This is a genomic window from Rhodococcus sp. 05-2255-3B1 (assembly GCF_002258545.1).
Taxonomy (GTDB): Bacteria; Actinomycetota; Actinomycetes; order Mycobacteriales; family Mycobacteriaceae; genus Rhodococcoides.
This window is the reverse complement of the sequence record NZ_NOZC01000018.1, coordinates 91,294-108,317: the sequence shown is the minus strand read 5'-3', so window position 1 is coordinate 108,317 and position 17,024 is coordinate 91,294. Positions and strand designations below refer to the sequence as shown.

Genomic DNA, 17,024 nt, shown 5'->3' with positions numbered 1-17,024 from the left:
TCATGCCCCTCTGCTCTTACCCTGCCACGGCGCTACAGTCTCCCTCAGCGATTCTAGAGCGAATCGACACGGATCGGACGGACAGCACGATGAACAGCGATCGGGTCGGCACGTTTCGCGTCGGTTTGATCTTTCCGATGTCCGGGCCGTTCGGCCTGGTCGGGCCGTCGAGTGAACTGTCGGCGCAGTTGGCCAGGGACGAACTCAACGCCGCGGACGGCGTACTCGGTCTGCGCGTCGAGCTGATCTCGATCGACGGTGGTCGCGACCCCGCTGCCGTGGCCCGTCAGGTGGCGACTCTTCTGGACGCAGGTGCTCTCGATGCGGTTGCGGGGATGCACACCTCGGCGGTGCGACGAGCCGTGATTCCGGTGACGGTGAATCGAATTCCCTACGTCTACACGTCCCTGTACGAGGGCGGCGATCGCTATCCGGGCCTGTTCATCACCGGTGAGACTCCCACCAACCAACTCGTCCCTGCCCTCGACTTCCTGGTCCGCGAATTCGGACGCAGGCGCTGGGCGATCGTCGGAAACGACTATGTCTGGCCACGCAAGAGCGCAGCCATCGCTGCCTCCCGCCTCCGGGAGCTCGGGGCGAGCGTGGTGCATGCCGAATTCCGGCCGGTGGGCAGCACCGACTTCGCCACCTCCGTTGCCGCGTTGGAACGGTCCGGAGCCGACGGTGCCGTCGTTCTCCTCCTTGGCGACGACGCCGTGTACTTCCATCAGCAGTTCGCTGCGGCAGGGCTCGACGCGCGATGTGTTCGGCTCAGTCCGTTGATGGACGAGAACATGTTGATCGCGGCCGGCGGCGACAGTACACACGGGCTCTACGTGGCGTCGGGATACTTCGAAACACTGGCCACCGAGGACAGTTTGGGGTTCTCCGCTCGTTTCGCCCGGGCGTTCGGGGTCGATGCGCCGATCGTCGGTGCTCTGGGTCAATCCTGCTACGAAGGCATCAAACTGCTGGGAGCACTGGTGAACAGGGCAGGCACCGTCGATGTCGGCGTCATCGAATCGATCTCCGATTCGGTGTCGTTCACCGGGGCCCGCGGGCGGCTCTCGCTGTCCAACGGCCATGTGGCGCAACCGATCTACCTGGCGCTGGCCGGCGAGGTCGACTTCGAGATCCTCAGCGAGATCAGGCCCGTCGCCGACTGATGTCCTTTCCCCACAGGGCGAGTCCGCACACCACCACCATCGTCACCGCGGCAGTGGCTGCAGCGACGGTGACGAATTGCGCGAGAGTCGACGCCACGAACAGCAACAGCAACACCTCTGCGGCCAGGGCGATCCAGGCAACGACGGCGAGGTGGGTGCGCTCACCTGCGATGGCCCACAACAACGCGCTCTGCAGCACGGCCAGACACGCACCCTGCAGCACGAACAGCCAGACGTAGTTCTGCACACCGGAATACGTATCGCCCACCACCAACGGCAACAGTGGAGACGCCAGTGCACCGCCGATCACCAGAACCGTACCGAGCCCTGCGACGACGGCCAGCGCCGACCGCACCGCGGCAGCAGAATGCAGAGGGTTCGCCATCCGTGGGTACAGCACCACCCCGACGGCCTGCGGCAACCAGAACGCCGCTTTGGACGCAACGGCCCCGACGGCGTACAGCCCGGCCTCGTTGGAGCTGAGCAGCGTGCGTGCCAGCACCAGATCCAACGCGGACATCGCGATCAACACCAACTGCACCTGCGACGCCTGCAGTACGGCCAGCACGGTGACCTTGGTTTCCGACACCGAGTTCACCGGCACCCCGGCCGTCCATCGCGCACCGAGGGCCACAACGCCGATGCCCGCGGCCGTGGCGAGAAGAACCGAACCAGGACCACCGCCGAGCACCAACACCAGCACGGCCGGAGCCACCTTGCCGAACCCGGCGGCGGCCAACACGATGCTCAGGGCTCCGAAACGCCCCCGTCCCTGCAGCAAACCCTGTTCGGCGGCCAACAGCACCAGCACCGGCGCAGCGATGACCGCCGACACGGTCGCCGCCATCGAGACGTCCATGGCCGCGGACAGTGCGGGTGACAGTGCCAGAGCGAGCACCCCCACCACCGCCGCGCACCGATACCCCACCGTGCGTAGTTCACGAGAACTGCGCCCGCGCACCACCTCACGCGCGACGACGGATTGCAACGCCAACGCCGGAACCGCGAGAACCAATTGCGCAGCAAGCAGACTCGCGAATTCTCCGTAGCCCTCGACGCCGAGCATCCGGCTCGCCAGAACCTGCAGCAGGTACGCCGCAACGTTCGCGAACATCGAACCGGCCGTCACCATCCCCATCCCGGCGACCGACGCACCCGCGGTGTGCTCTGCCTCGGACGAGGCACGGAAAGACATGAGCCCACGGTATAGGGTGCCGATCATGGCGTGGTCGAGGTCGAGGTGGACACCGCCGCTGTACAGTCTGCTGCTCGCGGTCGTGATTGTCGGCCCGCTGCTCGGCCCCGGCCATCTCCTGCTGCGCGACGCCGTCAGCACTCCCCGTTCCTACTTCACCGACTCCGCCTGGGGAATCGCCGACGCGGCCGCGAGGGCAGTACCGCAGGACGCCGTTATCGCCACGCTGTCGACAGTGTTCGACGGTGGCCTGGTCGTCAAGACCATTCTGCTGCTGGCCCTGTGGCTGACCGGGTGGGGTGCCGCGATCATGGCACGAACAGTTCTGCCGACAGCCCCACTACCCGCACTGCTCGTGGCATCGACGGTGGCCGTGTGGAATCCGTACGTCGCCGAGCGGCTGCTGCAGGGACACTGGAGCCTGCTCGTCGGATACGCCGCCCTTCCGTGGACCGTGGTCGCTGCGCTCGCGGTCAGAGAGGGCCGTTCCTGGTGGGCGCTCGCAGCCTGTCTCGCCGCGGCCGGGCTCACCCCCACCGGCGCGTTGCTCGCCGCAACCATCGCCCTGGTGGTCCTCGCCCTCCCCGGGGGTGTTCGACGCGGCCTGCGCGTGGTCGGCGCCGTCGGGCTGGCGGCGGTGGCGTCGGCGCCGTGGCTGGTGGCGACGGCGGTGTCCGGCGGTGGCGTCGAGCAGGCGGATCCGGCGGGTTGGGCGGCGTTCGCAGCGCGGGCCGAGCCGGGTCTGGGCACCCTCGGCAGCCTCGCCGGTCTCGGTGGAATATGGAATTCCGATGCTGTACCCGCTTCTCGCACAGGTCTTTTCGCGTTCGCGGGTACGGCGCTACTGCTGACCGTTGTCGCGTTCGGTGTGCGTCCGTTGCTCAGGCGTCGAAGAAATCCGGTGATCGTAGGGCTCGGTGTTGTTGCCGTGCTTGCCATCGCAGCCCCTGCGCTGGCAGCGACGGGACCCGGTCTGGCAGCGGCCAGGGCGCTCGGCGAGACGGTGCCCGGTGCCGGCCTGCTCCGCGACTCCCAGAAATGGGTGGCGCTGGCCGTGCCGATCTACGTGTTGGCCGCGGCGGCCGCTTTCACTCCCCGGCATCGACCGAATCCGGTGCAACCAACCGCACTGACCGCGGTCCAGCGCACCCGATTCGGCAGCGCCGTTGCAATCTCGGCCCTGCTGATCGCATTGCCCGACCTGGGCTGGGGCGTCGGGAACTCGATGCGACCCGTGGCGTATCCGGCGTCCTGGCAGGCGGTCGCAGCCGAATTGCAGGGCAGCGACGGCGATGTCGCGGTACTACCGGCCGGGATGTTCCGCCGCTTTCCCTACAGCGGGAGCGCTCCCGTTCTCGATCCCGCGCCGCGCATGCTGCCACTGGACGTACTGCAGACCGGCGAGCTCATCGTCGCGGGCGGCACGGTGCGGGGCGAGGGGGCGCGCGCGACCGAGGTCCAGAATGCCCTGCTCGCAGGTGAACCCACGAACGTGATCGCAGAGCTGGGCGTCGGCTGGGTACTGGTGGAGAACACCACCCCCGGCGAACTCGGGCGGTCCGAGCAAACACTGGATGCACTGGACGTCGTGTATTCCGACGACCAACTCACGCTCTACCGGGTACCCGATCCCGTGCCGACCGAGAGCCGGCCGGCAGCGGCCGTCGTCGTTGCCCACCTCGCCTGGGCAGTGCTGCTTCTCGGGGGTCTAGCGGTAGGACTGCTGGGCCGAATCCGAGTGCTGCGCACCCACCAGACCTGACGACCACGTGCCGCGCGTCGTCGCGTCGAGCACCGAGTAGACACCCTGCGCGCACTGCTCCCAGGAGAATTCGGCCGCGCGCACTCGGGCCTTCTCGCCCAGGCGAGTTCGGGCTTCGGTGTCCTGCAGCAGCTCCGACACGGCAGCGGTCAGGCCGGAGACGTCCCGGTCCCCCTCGGCATCGGAAAGCCCGCCCACCAGAACACCGGTGACGCCGTCGATGATGGAATCGGTGAGCCCCTTGGAACTTCGGTAGCCGACGGTCGGCACGCCGTGCTGGGCTGCCTCGACGACCGCGAGGCCCCAGCCCTCCTTGCGGGAGGGCATGATGTGCACCCAGGAGCGACCGAGCAGGGCGTGCTTGCGGTCCTCGTCGACGTGTCCGTGGAAGGTGACGTACTGCTCGATGCCCAGTTCTCCGACGTAGTCGCGGAGGTTCTGTTCCCACCAGCCGCCACCGATGACGTCGAGGTGGATGTCGGGGATACGACCGCGCAGCGCGGCGACGACGTCGAGTGCGTCCTCGATCTGCTTGTGCGGAACCAAGCGGGACAGAACGGTCAGCGACGGATGGGCGGTGCGGGTGCTCTCGTCACCCTCGGGCACCGACTGCGGAATCTCGTCGGCTCCGTTGCGCACCACGGCGATGCGCTCGCGGTCGACACCCAGTGCGACCAGTTCGTCCGCGGACGGCAACGACACCGTCAGGTACTGATTGCGGCGGTGGACCCTCGGCGACACCGTCGATTCGAGCCACCAGCCGAGCTTGGCCATCATCGGCCCCGCGACCGGCCACTGCTCGCGGTGGCAGTGGTGCACCAGCAACGTCACCGGAACGCCGAGCGCTGCCCGTGAGAAGAAGGGAATGCCGTTCTGGGTGTCGATCACCGCGTCGGGTGCGATGCCCTTGAGCGGGCCGAAACCGAGCCGTCCGGCTGCGATGGCGGCCAGTGCGCGGGGATACACCGACAGGCGTCCACCGCCGCGACTGATGCGGATGCCGTCGACGATTTCCTCGGCGGGAGCTCCGGGGTACGACGCAGTCCTCAGCGTGACGCGGACGCCGCGTCGAGCCAGACCCGCGCCCACCTGCTCGAGGTAACGCTCGCTGCCGCCGCCCTGCGGGTGCCCGGTATCGCGCCAGCACAGCAACAGAACCTCGCGCACAGCTCGCTTCACCCAATTTCCGCATGCTCGTCTCGACCGCAGTCGATTACCGCTGCCACAGTAACCGCTAGGGTTCGTTTTCGTGACTTCCGCCGTGACACGTCTGTTCGCCTCTCGCGCGACACTGCGCCGCTCGGTGAGTCTGCTGAAGGACTTCGGGCACGAGCAGAGTGCTCCCGACATCTTCTACGGCGCGCTCGCTCGCGATTCCGTGGAGCTGATCGGCGATCTGTATAGGGGCCTGACCGGCACCGACATGTCCGCGGCGACCGTACTGGACGTGGGCGGTGGACCCGGATACTTCGCCGAGGTCTTCGGTGCGAGCTGCGCGCGCTACCTGCCCGTCGAGCCCGACGCGTCCGAGATGCACGCAGCGGGACTGCAGATACCGGGCTCGGTACGCGGCTCCGGGATGGCGCTGCCGTTTCGTGACGACAGCGTCGACATCTGCTTCTCGTCCAACGTCGCCGAACACGTCCGCGAGCCGTGGACCATGGCCGAGGAAATGCTGCGAGTCACCAAGCCCGGCGGGTTGACCGTGCTCTCGTACACCATCTGGTTCGGTCCGTTCGGCGGCCACGAGACCCGACCCTGGCACTACCTCGGCGGCGAATACGCAGCCCGCCGCTATGCCCGCACCACCGGTCACGAACCGAAGAATCGATTCGGCGAATCACTGTTCGACATCAGCGCGGCAGACGGTTTACGTTGGGCGCGAAGCACACCCAACGCAACACTGCTGGCCGCATTCCCGCGCTACCATCCCCGCTGGGCCTGGTGGATGATGCGAGTACCCGTTCTCCGAGAGTTCCTGGGCAGCAACCTCGTCCTCGTCCTGACACCGAACACATAATCTGGACCGATGACGGCACTCGCGCTCGACATCGGCGGCACCAAGATGACAGCGGCACTCGTCGGCGACGACGGGCGGCCACAGAATCCGGTGACGGTGCCGACTCCCGAGTCCGGGGTGTGGAAGGCGTGCGCGTCGTTGCTTCGGAAGATGGCTCCCGGACAGCACATCGACCGCATCGGCGTCGCCTGCTCCGGTCCGGTGAACCTCGAGACCGGGTCGGTCGCACCGATCAACATCGACGAGTGGAAGAACGGTTTCGGCCTGCGCGATCACATCGCCGTGGTCTTCCCCGAGGCCGACATCCGCCTCGCGATGGACGGCAGCGCAGCGGCACTCGGCGAGCACCGCTACGGTGCGGCCGTAGGTGTGCCGGATGTGCTGAGTCTGGTGGTGTCGACCGGGATCGGCGGTGGGCTGGTGCTGGGCGGGAAGATCGTCGCCGGTGCCAGCGGCAACGCGGGCCACATCGGCCACATCGTCGTTCCCGGTTCGACGACGCCCTGCGCGTGCGGCGGAATCGGCTGCGTGGAAACCGTCGCGAGTGGGCCTTCGGCGGTGCGGTGGGCGCGTGAGCTGGGTTGGACCGGCAGCAGCGGAACCGAATTGGCCGCCGATGCCGCCGCCGGGGAGCCGATCGCCATCACCTCGTTGCAGCGCGCCGGGGTGGCGCTGGGCCAGGCGATCGCGTCGGCCGTCGCCCTGGTGGACGTTCGCATGGTGGTGATCGGTGGTGGCTTCGCCCAAGCCGGCCCGCCGCTGTGGAATCCGATTCAGGAGTCGATCGCGCTGCACGCACGCCTGAAGTTCCTCGATGGCCTGCAGGTGGTGCCTGCTGCGTTGGGTGGACTAGGCACCCTGGCCGGGGCGGCCGCGCTCACTGCCTGAGCGTCCATATCCACACAGCCAGAACGGGACCCACCCCTCGGTGAGTCCCGTTCTGTGTCGTGAATACTACGCGCCCAGGCGCTGCTTGAGGGCGTCGAATTCGTCCTGAATTCCGGTGGGCAGTTTCTCGCCGACGAAGTCGAACCACTCCTGGATCAGCGGGATTTCGGCCTTCCACTCGTCGGAGTTCACCGCGAGTGCCTCGGCCACGTCCTCGACGGTGGTGTCGAGTCCGTCGATGTCGAGTGCCTCGGCGGTGGGGACGACACCGATCGGCGTCTCGATGCCGGCGGCCTTGTGCTCGATGCGCTCGACGATCCACTTGAGCACGCGCGAGTTCTCACCGAATCCGGGCCACAGGAAGCGCTTGTCCTCGCCGCGACGGAACCAGTTGACGTAGAACACCTTCGGCAGCTTGGACTCGTCGGCATTCTTGCCCAGGTCGATCCAGTGCTGGAAGTAGTCGCCCACGTTGTAGCCGAGGAACGGCAGCATGGCCATCGGGTCGCGTCGGACGGTTCCGACGGTGCCCTCGGCGGCAGCGGTCTGCTCGGAGCCGACGGTGGCTCCCATGAACACGCCGTGCTGCCAGTCGCGAGCCTCGGTCACCAACGGAACGGTGGTCTTGCGGCGTCCACCGAACAGGATCGCCGAGATCGGGACACCCTTGGGGTCGTCCCACTCGGGAGCCATCGACGGGCACTGCGCCATCGGCACGCAGTAGCGCGAGTTCGGGTGCGCGGCATCGGTTCCGGACTCGGGGGTCCAGTCGTTGCCCTTCCAGTCGATCAGGTGATCGGGCTTGCCTTCGAGGCCCTCCCACCATACGTCGCCGTCGTCGGTCATGCCGACGTTGGTGAACACCGAGTTGCCCTGATCGATGGTCTTCATCGCGTTGGGGTTGGAATCCCAGTTGGTACCCGGTGCCACACCGAAGAAGCCGTATTCGGGATTGACGGCGTAGAGGCGGCCGTCCTCACCGAAACGCATCCACGCGATGTCGTCACCGATGGTCTCGGCACGCCAGCCCGGGATGGTGGGCTGGATCATCGCCAGGTTGGTCTTGCCGCACGCGGACGGGAACGCCGCTGCGATGTAGTACGCCTTGTCCTCAGGGGAGATCAGCTTGAGGATCAGCATGTGCTCGGCGAGCCAGCCCTCGTCGTGGGCCATGGCCGAAGCGATGCGCAGCGAGTAGCACTTCTTGCCGAGCAGGGCGTTGCCGCCGTAGCCGGATCCGTAGCTCCAGATCTCGCGATCCTCGGGGAAATGCGTGATGTATTTGGTGTCGTTGCACGGCCACGGCACATCCGCCTGGCCCTCGGCGAGCGGAGCGCCGAGCGAGTGCAGCGCCTTGACGTAGAACCCGTCGTCACCGATCTTGTCGAGTGCGGCCTGGCCCATGCGGGTCATCACGCGCATCGAGACGACGACGTACTCCGAGTCGGTGAGCTCGACGCCCAGCTTGGGGTCGGCCGCGTCGAGAGGGCCCATGCAGAACGGCACCACGTACATGGTGCGTCCGCGCATGCAGCCGCGGTAGAGATCGGACATCAGCGTCCGCATCTCGGCGGGGTCCATCCAGTTGTTGGTGGGACCGGCGTCGATCTCCTCCTTGGAACAGATGTACGTACGCGACTCGACGCGAGCGACGTCCGACGGATCGGAGTTGCCGAGGAACGAGTTGGGCTTCTTCTCGTCGTTGAGACGAGTGAAGGTGCCTGCCTCGACCAGCTTGGTGGTCAGGCGCTCCCATTCGGCGTCGGATCCGTCAGCGAACACCACGGATTCCGGTTCGGTCAGTTCGGCTACCTGGGCAACCCAGGCGAGCAGTTCTTTGTGTCGAGTCGGCACGTTGTCGGTGCCGCTCAAACCGGGAATGGTGGCTGAGGTCATCTAACTCTCCTGGGGTGAGCCGGAACCGGGAAGTACTCGCACGATCACTGTTGGGCAAACATGCGCGAGCAGATCTCGGTTTTCCCCTCTCGGCGGGGCGCTGCTCGACCGTTCGAGCCGCAGTACACCATCGTAACGGGTACAGCAAGCCGAGCGTCGAGCGCCGGGTGTCCTGGTACTCAGGTTAACGCCGAGCGACGTAAATCCGGAAACAGGGTGTTGTCCGATTAGTCACAGGACCGATTCAGATAGGGAAAGATCCGCGCAAGAAGGCGTCTACCAGCACCGACGTCCACTCGGGACGGACCGACTACAGCTCGCCCGATTCGGTCATTTCACCCCGGCCGATACCGTTCGCTTCTCGAAAAATTTCCCAGGATCGGTACTGCCCGTCACGTCCGAACGATGTGAACTTGTCGGTCACACCATCGCCGTCGACGTCGGTCGCCACGGTCATCCCGGCGTCGGTACGGCGTACGGTGGTCTCGAAGTGACCGTCTCCGTCGAGATCGAACAGGTCCGTCGAGACCCTGGGCTCACCCGAATCCCCGACGTCGTGAGGTTCGGCCTCCTCCGCGAGGAACCCACCTGCTGCGAAGCCATCCACCGCGATCATCGACGCTCCTCACCTCGCTCAACGAACCGATACTGCACCTACTGACTCCGACGCACCGGCTCGTCGAACGGTTCCACCTGCTCCGCAGAGAAATGGACGGGTTCACGGGCTACGAACACACCGCGATCGAGCCCGCGGAATCGCTCCAACCCCCGCTCGAGTGCAGACAGATCGCGATCGCAGGCAGACAGTAGTGCCGATCGATGGTCGGCAAGCCGACGAAGCTCGGCGTCCACCTCGGCGAGTGCGACGTCGATGCGGGCCACAGCATCGCGATCCGCAGTCGCGACGGCGGACGCGAGCATCGACTCGGCATCGAGAATCCGCGAGAGCACGTGCTGCTCCACCGACGATCTCACCCGGGCCAGGCTTTCCTGTGTCCAGCCGCGCAGGCGGGCCCGATCGGCCACCAGCGCCCGTGACCGCGTGATCCACCAGGCGAGCGCACCTCCGAGGACGAGTGCAATCACGGTGTTGGCGACTGCCCAGGCCGGCACCAGCGCCATCGGCGACACCACCAGCCGCCCGAGTCCTACCCCCGCCGACGCACCGACGACGATCATGACCGCATCCTCGATCCCCCGCCGCCGGGACGGCTCCCCGATGTCGAGCGGGGAGTCCTCGACATTCGATTCCGCCTGCGCCGGCGTGACCCCGAGATCGGTCTCCACTGCCCGCAATCGCGCTGTGAGCGCCGCGTCGGCCCGATTGCGGGCTCCGCGCGCGGACTCGGCGACATGTACGGGAAGGTGAGTGAGTTCGGCACGCCCCGACCCGTCGATCGTGCGCTTGAACTCGGCGAGCAGGGCGCGAAAATCTTCGGCGGCAGCATGGAGGGACTCCACCCGCACCCGTTGAATTCGATTGTGCAGCAATGCCCGTCGGTCGCCACCGAGATTGTCCCGTTCGCCGACGAGCTCGGCTCGCCGCGCACGGAGTTCGGCCGTGTCACCTCCCCCGGTCACCGCGCGCGCTCTCGCCACGATCGACGATTTGGCTCCGGCTGCGCAGTCCTGCACTGCCGCAACGTATTTGCGCTGAGATCCGATAGCTGTGGCCTGCAGCAGCAGCGCGCCGAGCCGGTCCGCCACCGCTCCGAGACCCGACTCCGCGGACATCGCGGCGTCACCGCTGTCTCGGCCCGTCCGCGCCGACCGAACCGAGATCGGGTGGAACGTGCACTCCACCGCCCGTGGGACACACTCGGCCACGAGATCTCTGTCGGCGGAGACCACCTCACGCCAGTCTCGATGCACGTCGATCTTGTTCACCAGGAACAGGACAGGCGTGGATTCGAGGACTGCTCGCCATTGCTCGACCTCGACGCGGCCCACCGGAGCCGACGCGTCGACGACGATCATCACGACCGCGGCATCGGCCATCGAGTCCGTGAAGCCGATGATGGAACCACCGAGTCGGGACAGCTCCCGGCGCAGTTCGGACTTGCCCGATCCGGGGGTCCCGGTGAGATGAACCCCGGCGGGTCGACTGACCCTTGCCCGTTCGATCTCGTCTAGTGCACCCGAATTCCAGCGTCGGAGAACGCTTTTCAGGTCTTCCGACAGCGGCGTCATCGGCGCAGCATTCGTACGTGCCCTCGGCACAGCGCGAGTGCCGCGCGACGCACGTCGGGGTCCCCGGCAGCAGCCGCACGCTGTTTCCACAGCACCGCCTGTTCCAGCGCGACCTCCTCCGAACCGGTCTCGATCGGCACCCCGAGACGGAGAGCCGCGTGGCGCATCTCGGCAGCTACCGCCTCGTCCGAGGCCAGGTACGACTCGACGGCGGCACGAGCCCGCCGGTTCCGGGCGGAGATCCGGTGCAGTCTGCGATGCAGCTCGACATCGCGAGCCGCCGCGGCCGCCGAGACGGCGGTGGAGACCGCGGCGATGACGGCGTCGGCACCGGTGGCATCGGCGAGTATCCGTACGGCATCACCGTCGGACACAGCCGTTGGTTGCCGCAGCAGGTCGACGAGCAGGGCGAGACCTCGAAGTTCGATGCATTCGATCAGCGCTTCTCTCCGAGACGTCGACACCGCGAGGTCGGCGGCGCGAAACCGATCGACGGTCATCAGGTCGGTCGGACGCAGATCGGCCGCTGCGACGGCGCGCACGTCGGACATGTCCAGAGGTGCGCCGGCTCGGCCCACTCCCCGCAATCCCGCCGCGGTGGTTCCCATCAACGGCAGAACCGTCCGCCCCAGCTGCTCCGACGCCGCTGCGGCCGCGGCTGCGGGATCGTCGAGTGTGTCCGCCTTGGTCAGCACGACGACGGTCCCGTCCGGAGGATCGCTCGGCCGAGAACTCAGCAGTGCAGTGTCGACCGGCGACACCGCACCCGCGATCACGTGGACGAGCACCTCGCCCTCGCTGCTGTCCGCTCTGCCCTCGTGCCATCGGACATCGAGGCCGTCGGCATCGAGCGGCGCCACGTCGAGAACGGCGAGCACCGCGGATTTCCCGACGCCGGAGCGGCCGGTCACCCGTGCGGTCATCGGCCGTAGGCGATCGTGGACGACGGTGTCGACGGACTCGCGTGCGTCGCTCGACGCAACGCGGTCACGCAACAGGCCAAGACCGACCTCGGCGACATCCATGATCGATTCCCCCACCGACGACCCGCCGCCCACGTCGAGAGGCGACGCACAGCCCCCTGCTGCGGCACCGATTCTGGCACATGTGGGCGCTCACGAGCCGACCGTCGGGAATTGCATCGTTGTAATTAGCCGGGCTCGTCCCACCGCTGATCAGCGGTGGGACGGTAAGTCTCAACTTCAACTCGAGACCCACCTGTCACACGCCCCGTCGATGCGCGACAATGGACCGGTGAACGAGCCCCAGGACCCCTCTGTCGACACCGAGGACAATGCCGTGAAGACCCAGGAACGGGGCTCACGGCTGTACCCCCGCGTGACGAGTTTCCGCTCTCGGCGCGGAGCGCTGACCGAAGCGCAGCAGACCACCTGGGACAACCTGTGGCCGCGCATCGGCCGCGACGTCGCCGACGAGCAGATCGACATCGACGCCTGGTTCGGCCGCAGCGGACCGGCGATTCTCGAGATCGGCTCGGGTACAGGCACCGCGACCACGGCGATGGCCTCGGCCGAGCCGCACGTCAACCTGATGGCCGTCGAGGTCTACCGGCCCGGCCTGGCCCAGACACTGCAGCAGATCGAACGCGAAGGCATCGAGAACGTTCGGTTGCTGCGCGGTGACGCGATGGACGTGCTCGAGAACATGCTGACCTCGGAATCGTTGACCGGCGTCCGCGTCTTCTTCCCCGACCCGTGGCCCAAGGTTCGACACCACAAGCGTCGCCTGCTGCAGGGTCCGACGTTCGCGATGATCGCGGATCGGTTGAAGCCCGGCGGCGTTCTGCACGTGGCAACCGATCATGCCGAATACGCTGAGTGGATTGCCGAGGCCGGGAACGCCGAGCCCGGTCTGACCGTTCTCGATTGGGAGTCGCCCATGACACACGAGCGACCGGTGACCAAGTTCGAGGGCAAGGCACAGCTGGTCGGTAGCTCGGTGACGGAATTGATCTGGGGAAAGAAGACAGCATGAGCGTCAGTACGGACATGCCCGACACCGTGGTCGACCCCTCAGAACTCGGCGCACTCGGTGAATCGCGCCACAGCAAACGCGTCCTGCTGGTGTGGGACGCCCCGAACCTGGACATGGGACTCGGCGCAATTCTCGGTGGCCGACCCACCGCTGCGTACCGTCCGCGCTTCGATGCCCTGGGCCGATGGCTGCTCAGCCGCACTGCCGAGCTCTCCACCTCCGGCACCGCGACGCTCGAACCCGAGGCCACGGTGTTCACCAACATCGCCCCCGGCAGCGCAGATGTCGTCCGACCCTGGGTCGAAGCATTGCGTAACGTGGGTTTCGCGGTGTTCGCCAAGCCCAAGGTCGACGAAGACAGTGACGTCGACGCAGACATGCTCGACCACATCGACTTCCGCAACCGTGACGGCGGCCTCGCCGGTGTCATGGTCGCGTCCGCCGACGGTCAGGCGTTCAAGGGTCCACTGGAGGCCATCGCAGCAACCGGAGTGCCCGTGCAGGTGCTGGGCTTCCGGGAGCACGCAAGCTGGGCTGTCACGTCGGACATCCTGGAGTTCCTCGACCTCGAGGACATTCCGGGCGTCTTCCGTGAGCCACTGCCACGGGTGAGTCTCGATTCGCTTCCCGACGAAGGTGCGTGGCTGCAGCCCTTCCGACCGCTGTCCGCCCTGCTCGTCGGGCGCCAAGGAGTTTCTTAAGTGTTCGCCAGATGGGGAGACATCGTCTACCGCCTGCGGTACACCGTTATCGGTGTCATGGTGGCCGGACTGCTGGGCTTCGCTGCCTACGGTCTCGATCTCAACAGCCATCTCAGTCAGAGCGGTTGGGACGATCCGACGTCGGAATCGGCCCAGGCTGCCCGTCTGGCGGACACGACGTTCGGTCGCGACAAGCAGGGTGACGTCATCGTCCTCTACACCGCACCCGAGGGCTCGACGATCGACGATCCCGAGTTCCAATCCAAGATCGTCGCCAACCTCGATTCGCTCGCCGCCGACCACCCGAACGAGATCGAGAAGGTCAACGGCAGCTACTTCCGCACGGCAACTGCCCCGAACCTCGCCGCCCTCGGTACCACCGACAAGCAACACGCGATTGCCAGCATTGCGATCGCCGGTGCCAACGACACCGAGCTGACCAACAACTTCCAGGCCGTCAAGGACGTCTTCTACATCGACGGTGTGAACGTGCAGGTGACCGGCTTGCAGGCCGTCGCAGGCGCGTTGCAGTCGACGATGGCAGGCGACATCCACCGGATGGAATTGCTGGCCATCCCGGCAGTGGCCGTACTGCTGTTCTTCATCTTCGGTGGCGTCGTCGCGGCTGCCCTCCCGCTGATCATCGGTGGCCTGACAGTCGTCGGCGCCAACGGCATCGTGAAGGTGTTCACCAACTTCACCGAGGTCAACTCATTCGTCGCACCCGTGGTCTCACTCGTCGGCCTCGGGCTGGCCATCGACTACGGATTGTTCATCGTTTCGAGATTCCGAGAAGAACTGGGCGACGGCTATTCGACGCCACAGGCCGTGCGCCGCACCGTCATGACGGCCGGTCGCACCGTGGTGTTCTCCGCGACGATGATCGTCGCGTCCCTCGGTGGTCTGCTGCTGTTCCCGCAGGGCTTCCTCAAGTCGGTGGCCTACGGCTCCATCGCAACAGTGGCTCTCGCAGCTCTGACGGCCATCACGATCCTGCCAGCGATGCTCGCCATCCTGGGACCCCGCGTCGACGCCCTCGGTCTGAAGTTCATGCGCAAGACCAAGTCCAGCGAGGAGATCGAGAACGGCATGTGGGGCCGTCTCACTCGTTGGGTGATGCGCAACCCCGTCAAGGTCACCGTCCCGATCGTGCTCGGCCTGGTGCTCCTGACGCTGCCGGTCGGCAACATCAAGTTCGGCGGCATCAACGAGACCTACCTACCGCCCGACAACGTCACCCGCGAAGCGCAGGGCGAGTTCGATTCGCTCTTCCCCGGCCAACGGACCGAACCCATCAAGCTGGTGATCAGCAACGCGCAAGGTGCCAACCTCGCCGCGATCACCAATCAAGCGAACAATGCTCCCGGCCTGGTCGAGCAGTTCTCTCCGGTCGGTGCCAGCAAGGACGGGATCATCGTCTTCAAGGCAGGACTGGTCGATCGCAACGACTCCAAGCCCGCCATCGACTTCCTGCGCAGCATCGACGTGCCGGACGGAGCGTCCGTTCTGGTCGGCGGCACCCCCGCCATCGAGCAGGACTCCATCAGTGCGCTCATCGACAAACTTCCGCTGATGGCCGTGCTCGTGGTGTTCATCGTGACCCTGCTGATGTTCCTGACGTTCGGATCGTTGGTGCTGCCGATCAAGGCGGTGCTCATGACCGTCCTCGGTCTCGGGGCCACCATGGGCATCCTGACGTGGATATTCATCGACGGCAACGGTGCGGGGCTGATGAACTTCACTCCCGGGCCGATCATGGCTCCGGTTCTGGTGCTGATCATCTCGATCGTGTTCGGCTTGTCCACGGACTACGAGGTGTTCCTGCTCTCTCGTATGGTCGAAGCGCGCGAGAAGGGCGCGAGCACAAGCGAAGCCATCCGTATCGGAACCTCGCATACCGGACGCATCATCACCGCAGCGGCCCTGATCCTCATCGTCGTGACCGGGGCGTTCGCGTTCTCCGATCTGGTGATGATGAAGTACATCGCCTACGGCATGATCGCGGCCCTCATCATCGACGCCACCCTCATCCGCATGTTCCTCGTGCCCGCCACGATGAAACTGCTCGGTGACGACTGCTGGTGGGCCCCGCAGTGGATGAAGCGGATTCAGCAGAAGCTCGGACTCGGCGAGACCATCCTCGAGGACGAACTGCTCCCCATGGCGGACGTGCCCGAGCTCGCTCTCGCGGGCGGTGCACCGTCGAGTACGGTCGCGCCGCCGATGCGTCCGGCACCGCGCCGCAGCGAGCCGCTCACCGAACCCATTCCCGTGGTCGCACCGCACGGCGGGGGCCCGATCCGAGCGACCCACGCGGCGAAGGAAGAATCCCGACGCAGTGTGACAGGGCGTCCGGCCACCCCACCCGAGCCGACCCGTGCGGCTCCCGCCACGCCTGCGGCACCGGCTGCTCGACCTACCCCGACTCCCCCTCGGACCCAGGCCGCTCCGCAGGAACGACCGGCTCCCAGGCCTGCCCCGAGCCGGCCGGTTGCGCCGCGGCCGACCGTCGAACCGGAACCGACCCAGGCAGCGGAGGTCGTCCGGCCCGCACCGCCGGTCAACCCGGTGGCAGCTCCCCCGTCGGCGGAGCCGCCCCGCGCACCGAGCGCACCGCGTCCACCCGTAGCGCCGCTGAGCCGAACCCGGGCCGCACGCGCGCCTCGCGCCGAGGAACCGGATTCCCGTTCCATCGAGAGCTGGCTCGCCGACCTGCGAGCACCCAGCGCATCACCACCCCCGAGCACACCGCGCAACGGTTCGACCGCCAACGGGTCCGATCACAACGGATCGAACCACAGCGCTTCGAACCACGGCGGTCGCGACGAGACCGGCTCCCCGCAGAACGGTTCCGATCGCAACGGCCACAGCAACGGGTCCGAACGAAACGGCACCGACCGAAACGGCACCAACGGGTCCGATCGCAACGGCACCGAGCAGACCGGTACCGAACGCAACGGCAGCAACGGATCCGCGTCGAGCGAGCCACGGTCCGAGAAGCCGTCGGGCCGCCGATCCGCACCGACCACCGAGGGTGGCGACAGCGGTCGTCATCGCGGCGGCGAGAACGGACAGGTGCTCAGCGTCAGCGAATTGCTCGCACGCGAGCGCAACCGTTCACGCTGACGCTCGTGTGATCGGCTAACCTCCCTGAGCCGAGGTTCACTCACGTGGCGACGGTAGTCGCGTGCATCCAGGGGGAGTTACACAC

At 66.7% G+C, this 17,024-nt stretch carries 13 protein-coding genes; 7 read left to right on the top strand and 6 right to left on the bottom strand.

Going from position 1 to position 17,024, the window contains the following annotated elements; all coding sequences use genetic code 11:
* Window positions 1-89 precede the first annotated feature (89 nt).
* Entirely contained in the window at window positions 90-1,166 is a 1,077-nt protein-coding gene (locus tag CH249_RS10945; RefSeq protein WP_094630546.1) for a substrate-binding domain-containing protein, read from the top strand.
* On the opposite strand, the gene CH249_RS10940 is transcribed toward CH249_RS10945, so the two are convergent.
* Complete coding sequence (locus tag CH249_RS10940; RefSeq protein WP_179272786.1) at window positions 1,147-2,361, bottom strand: polysaccharide biosynthesis protein; 1,215 nt, start codon at window positions 2,359-2,361, stop codon at window positions 1,147-1,149. The two genes, CH249_RS10945 and CH249_RS10940, sit on opposite strands and share 20 nt — an antisense overlap.
* A 25-nt stretch (window positions 2,362-2,386) precedes the next feature.
* Between CH249_RS10940 and CH249_RS10935 the strand changes: the two genes are divergently transcribed.
* Window positions 2,387-4,123 (top strand): hypothetical protein, encoded by a 1,737-nt coding sequence (locus tag CH249_RS10935; RefSeq protein ID WP_373453550.1) that lies wholly within the window; start codon window positions 2,387-2,389, stop codon window positions 4,121-4,123.
* Here CH249_RS10935 and CH249_RS10930 read toward each other — a convergent pair.
* Window positions 4,070-5,290 (bottom strand): glycosyltransferase family 4 protein, encoded by a 1,221-nt coding sequence (locus CH249_RS10930; RefSeq protein WP_094646405.1) that lies wholly within the window; start codon window positions 5,288-5,290, stop codon window positions 4,070-4,072. The genes CH249_RS10935 and CH249_RS10930 overlap by 54 nt on opposite strands.
* 82 nt (window positions 5,291-5,372) lie before the next feature.
* On the opposite strand from CH249_RS10930, the gene CH249_RS10925 reads away from it, so the two are divergent.
* Window positions 5,373-6,143, top strand: a complete 771-nt coding sequence (locus CH249_RS10925; protein ID WP_230596926.1) for a class I SAM-dependent methyltransferase — start codon at window positions 5,373-5,375, stop codon at window positions 6,141-6,143.
* 9 nt (window positions 6,144-6,152) lie between these two features.
* Window positions 6,153-7,031, top strand: coding sequence for an ROK family protein (locus CH249_RS10920; protein ID WP_094646055.1), 879 nt, complete (start codon window positions 6,153-6,155; stop codon window positions 7,029-7,031).
* Window positions 7,032-7,097: 66 nt separating this feature from the next.
* Here the strand turns inward: CH249_RS10920 and CH249_RS10915 are convergent, their stop codons facing one another.
* The 4 genes from CH249_RS10915 to CH249_RS10900 form a co-directional block, all read right to left on the bottom strand.
* A complete protein-coding gene (locus tag CH249_RS10915; protein ID WP_032396654.1) occupies window positions 7,098-8,927 on the bottom strand; it encodes a phosphoenolpyruvate carboxykinase (GTP) in 1,830 nt (609 codons plus the stop codon).
* Window positions 8,928-9,237: 310 nt separating this feature from the next.
* Window positions 9,238-9,543, bottom strand: a complete 306-nt coding sequence (locus CH249_RS10910; RefSeq protein ID WP_094683413.1) for a DUF6802 family protein — start codon at window positions 9,541-9,543, stop codon at window positions 9,238-9,240.
* A gap of 38 nt (window positions 9,544-9,581) precedes the next feature.
* On the bottom strand, window positions 9,582-11,117 hold the full coding sequence (locus CH249_RS10905) for a hypothetical protein (protein WP_094683412.1): 1,536 nt from the start codon (window positions 11,115-11,117) through the stop codon (window positions 9,582-9,584).
* Window positions 11,114-12,142 carry a hypothetical protein gene (locus tag CH249_RS10900; RefSeq protein ID WP_094730840.1) on the bottom strand — a complete coding sequence of 343 codons (1,029 nt, stop codon included), beginning with the start codon at window positions 12,140-12,142 and terminating at the stop codon, window positions 11,114-11,116. Before CH249_RS10900 ends, CH249_RS10905 begins: the two co-directional genes overlap by 4 nt.
* A gap of 211 nt (window positions 12,143-12,353) precedes the next feature.
* On the opposite strand from CH249_RS10900, the gene trmB reads away from it, so the two are divergent.
* From trmB to CH249_RS10885, 3 genes are read left to right on the top strand one after another with little or no spacing between them, the layout of a single operon-like run.
* A complete protein-coding gene (gene trmB, locus CH249_RS10895) occupies window positions 12,354-13,112 on the top strand; it encodes a tRNA (guanosine(46)-N7)-methyltransferase TrmB (RefSeq protein WP_094630552.1) in 759 nt (252 codons plus the stop codon).
* 14 nt (window positions 13,113-13,126) lie between these two features.
* A complete protein-coding gene (locus CH249_RS10890) occupies window positions 13,127-13,813 on the top strand; it encodes an NYN domain-containing protein (protein WP_230596976.1) in 687 nt (228 codons plus the stop codon).
* A complete protein-coding gene (locus tag CH249_RS10885; protein ID WP_094683410.1) occupies window positions 13,814-16,939 on the top strand; it encodes an MMPL family transporter in 3,126 nt (1,041 codons plus the stop codon). It begins immediately after the preceding gene.
* The last annotated feature ends 85 nt before the right edge of the window (window positions 16,940-17,024 follow it).

Bases quoted from the DNA above. Each gene is read 5' to 3' on its own strand.
- CH249_RS10945 (WP_094630546.1), top strand. From the start codon at position 90: ATGAACAGCGATCGGGTCGGCACGTTTCGCGTCGGTTTGATCTTTCCG.
- CH249_RS10940 (WP_179272786.1), bottom strand. From the start codon at position 2,361: ATGTCTTTCCGTGCCTCGTCCGAGGCAGAGCACACCGCGGGTGCGTCG.
- CH249_RS10935 (WP_373453550.1), top strand. From the start codon at position 2,387: ATGGCGTGGTCGAGGTCGAGGTGGACACCGCCGCTGTACAGTCTGCTG.
- CH249_RS10920 (WP_094646055.1), top strand. From the start codon at position 6,153: ATGACGGCACTCGCGCTCGACATCGGCGGCACCAAGATGACAGCGGCA.
- CH249_RS10915 (WP_032396654.1), bottom strand. From the start codon at position 8,927: ATGACCTCAGCCACCATTCCCGGTTTGAGCGGCACCGACAACGTGCCG.
- CH249_RS10910 (WP_094683413.1), bottom strand. From the start codon at position 9,543: ATGATCGCGGTGGATGGCTTCGCAGCAGGTGGGTTCCTCGCGGAGGAG.
- CH249_RS10905 (WP_094683412.1), bottom strand. From the start codon at position 11,117: ATGACGCCGCTGTCGGAAGACCTGAAAAGCGTTCTCCGACGCTGGAAT.
- CH249_RS10900 (WP_094730840.1), bottom strand. From the start codon at position 12,142: ATGGATGTCGCCGAGGTCGGTCTTGGCCTGTTGCGTGACCGCGTTGCG.
- trmB (WP_094630552.1), top strand. From the start codon at position 12,354: ATGCGCGACAATGGACCGGTGAACGAGCCCCAGGACCCCTCTGTCGAC.
- CH249_RS10890 (WP_230596976.1), top strand. From the start codon at position 13,127: ATGCCCGACACCGTGGTCGACCCCTCAGAACTCGGCGCACTCGGTGAA.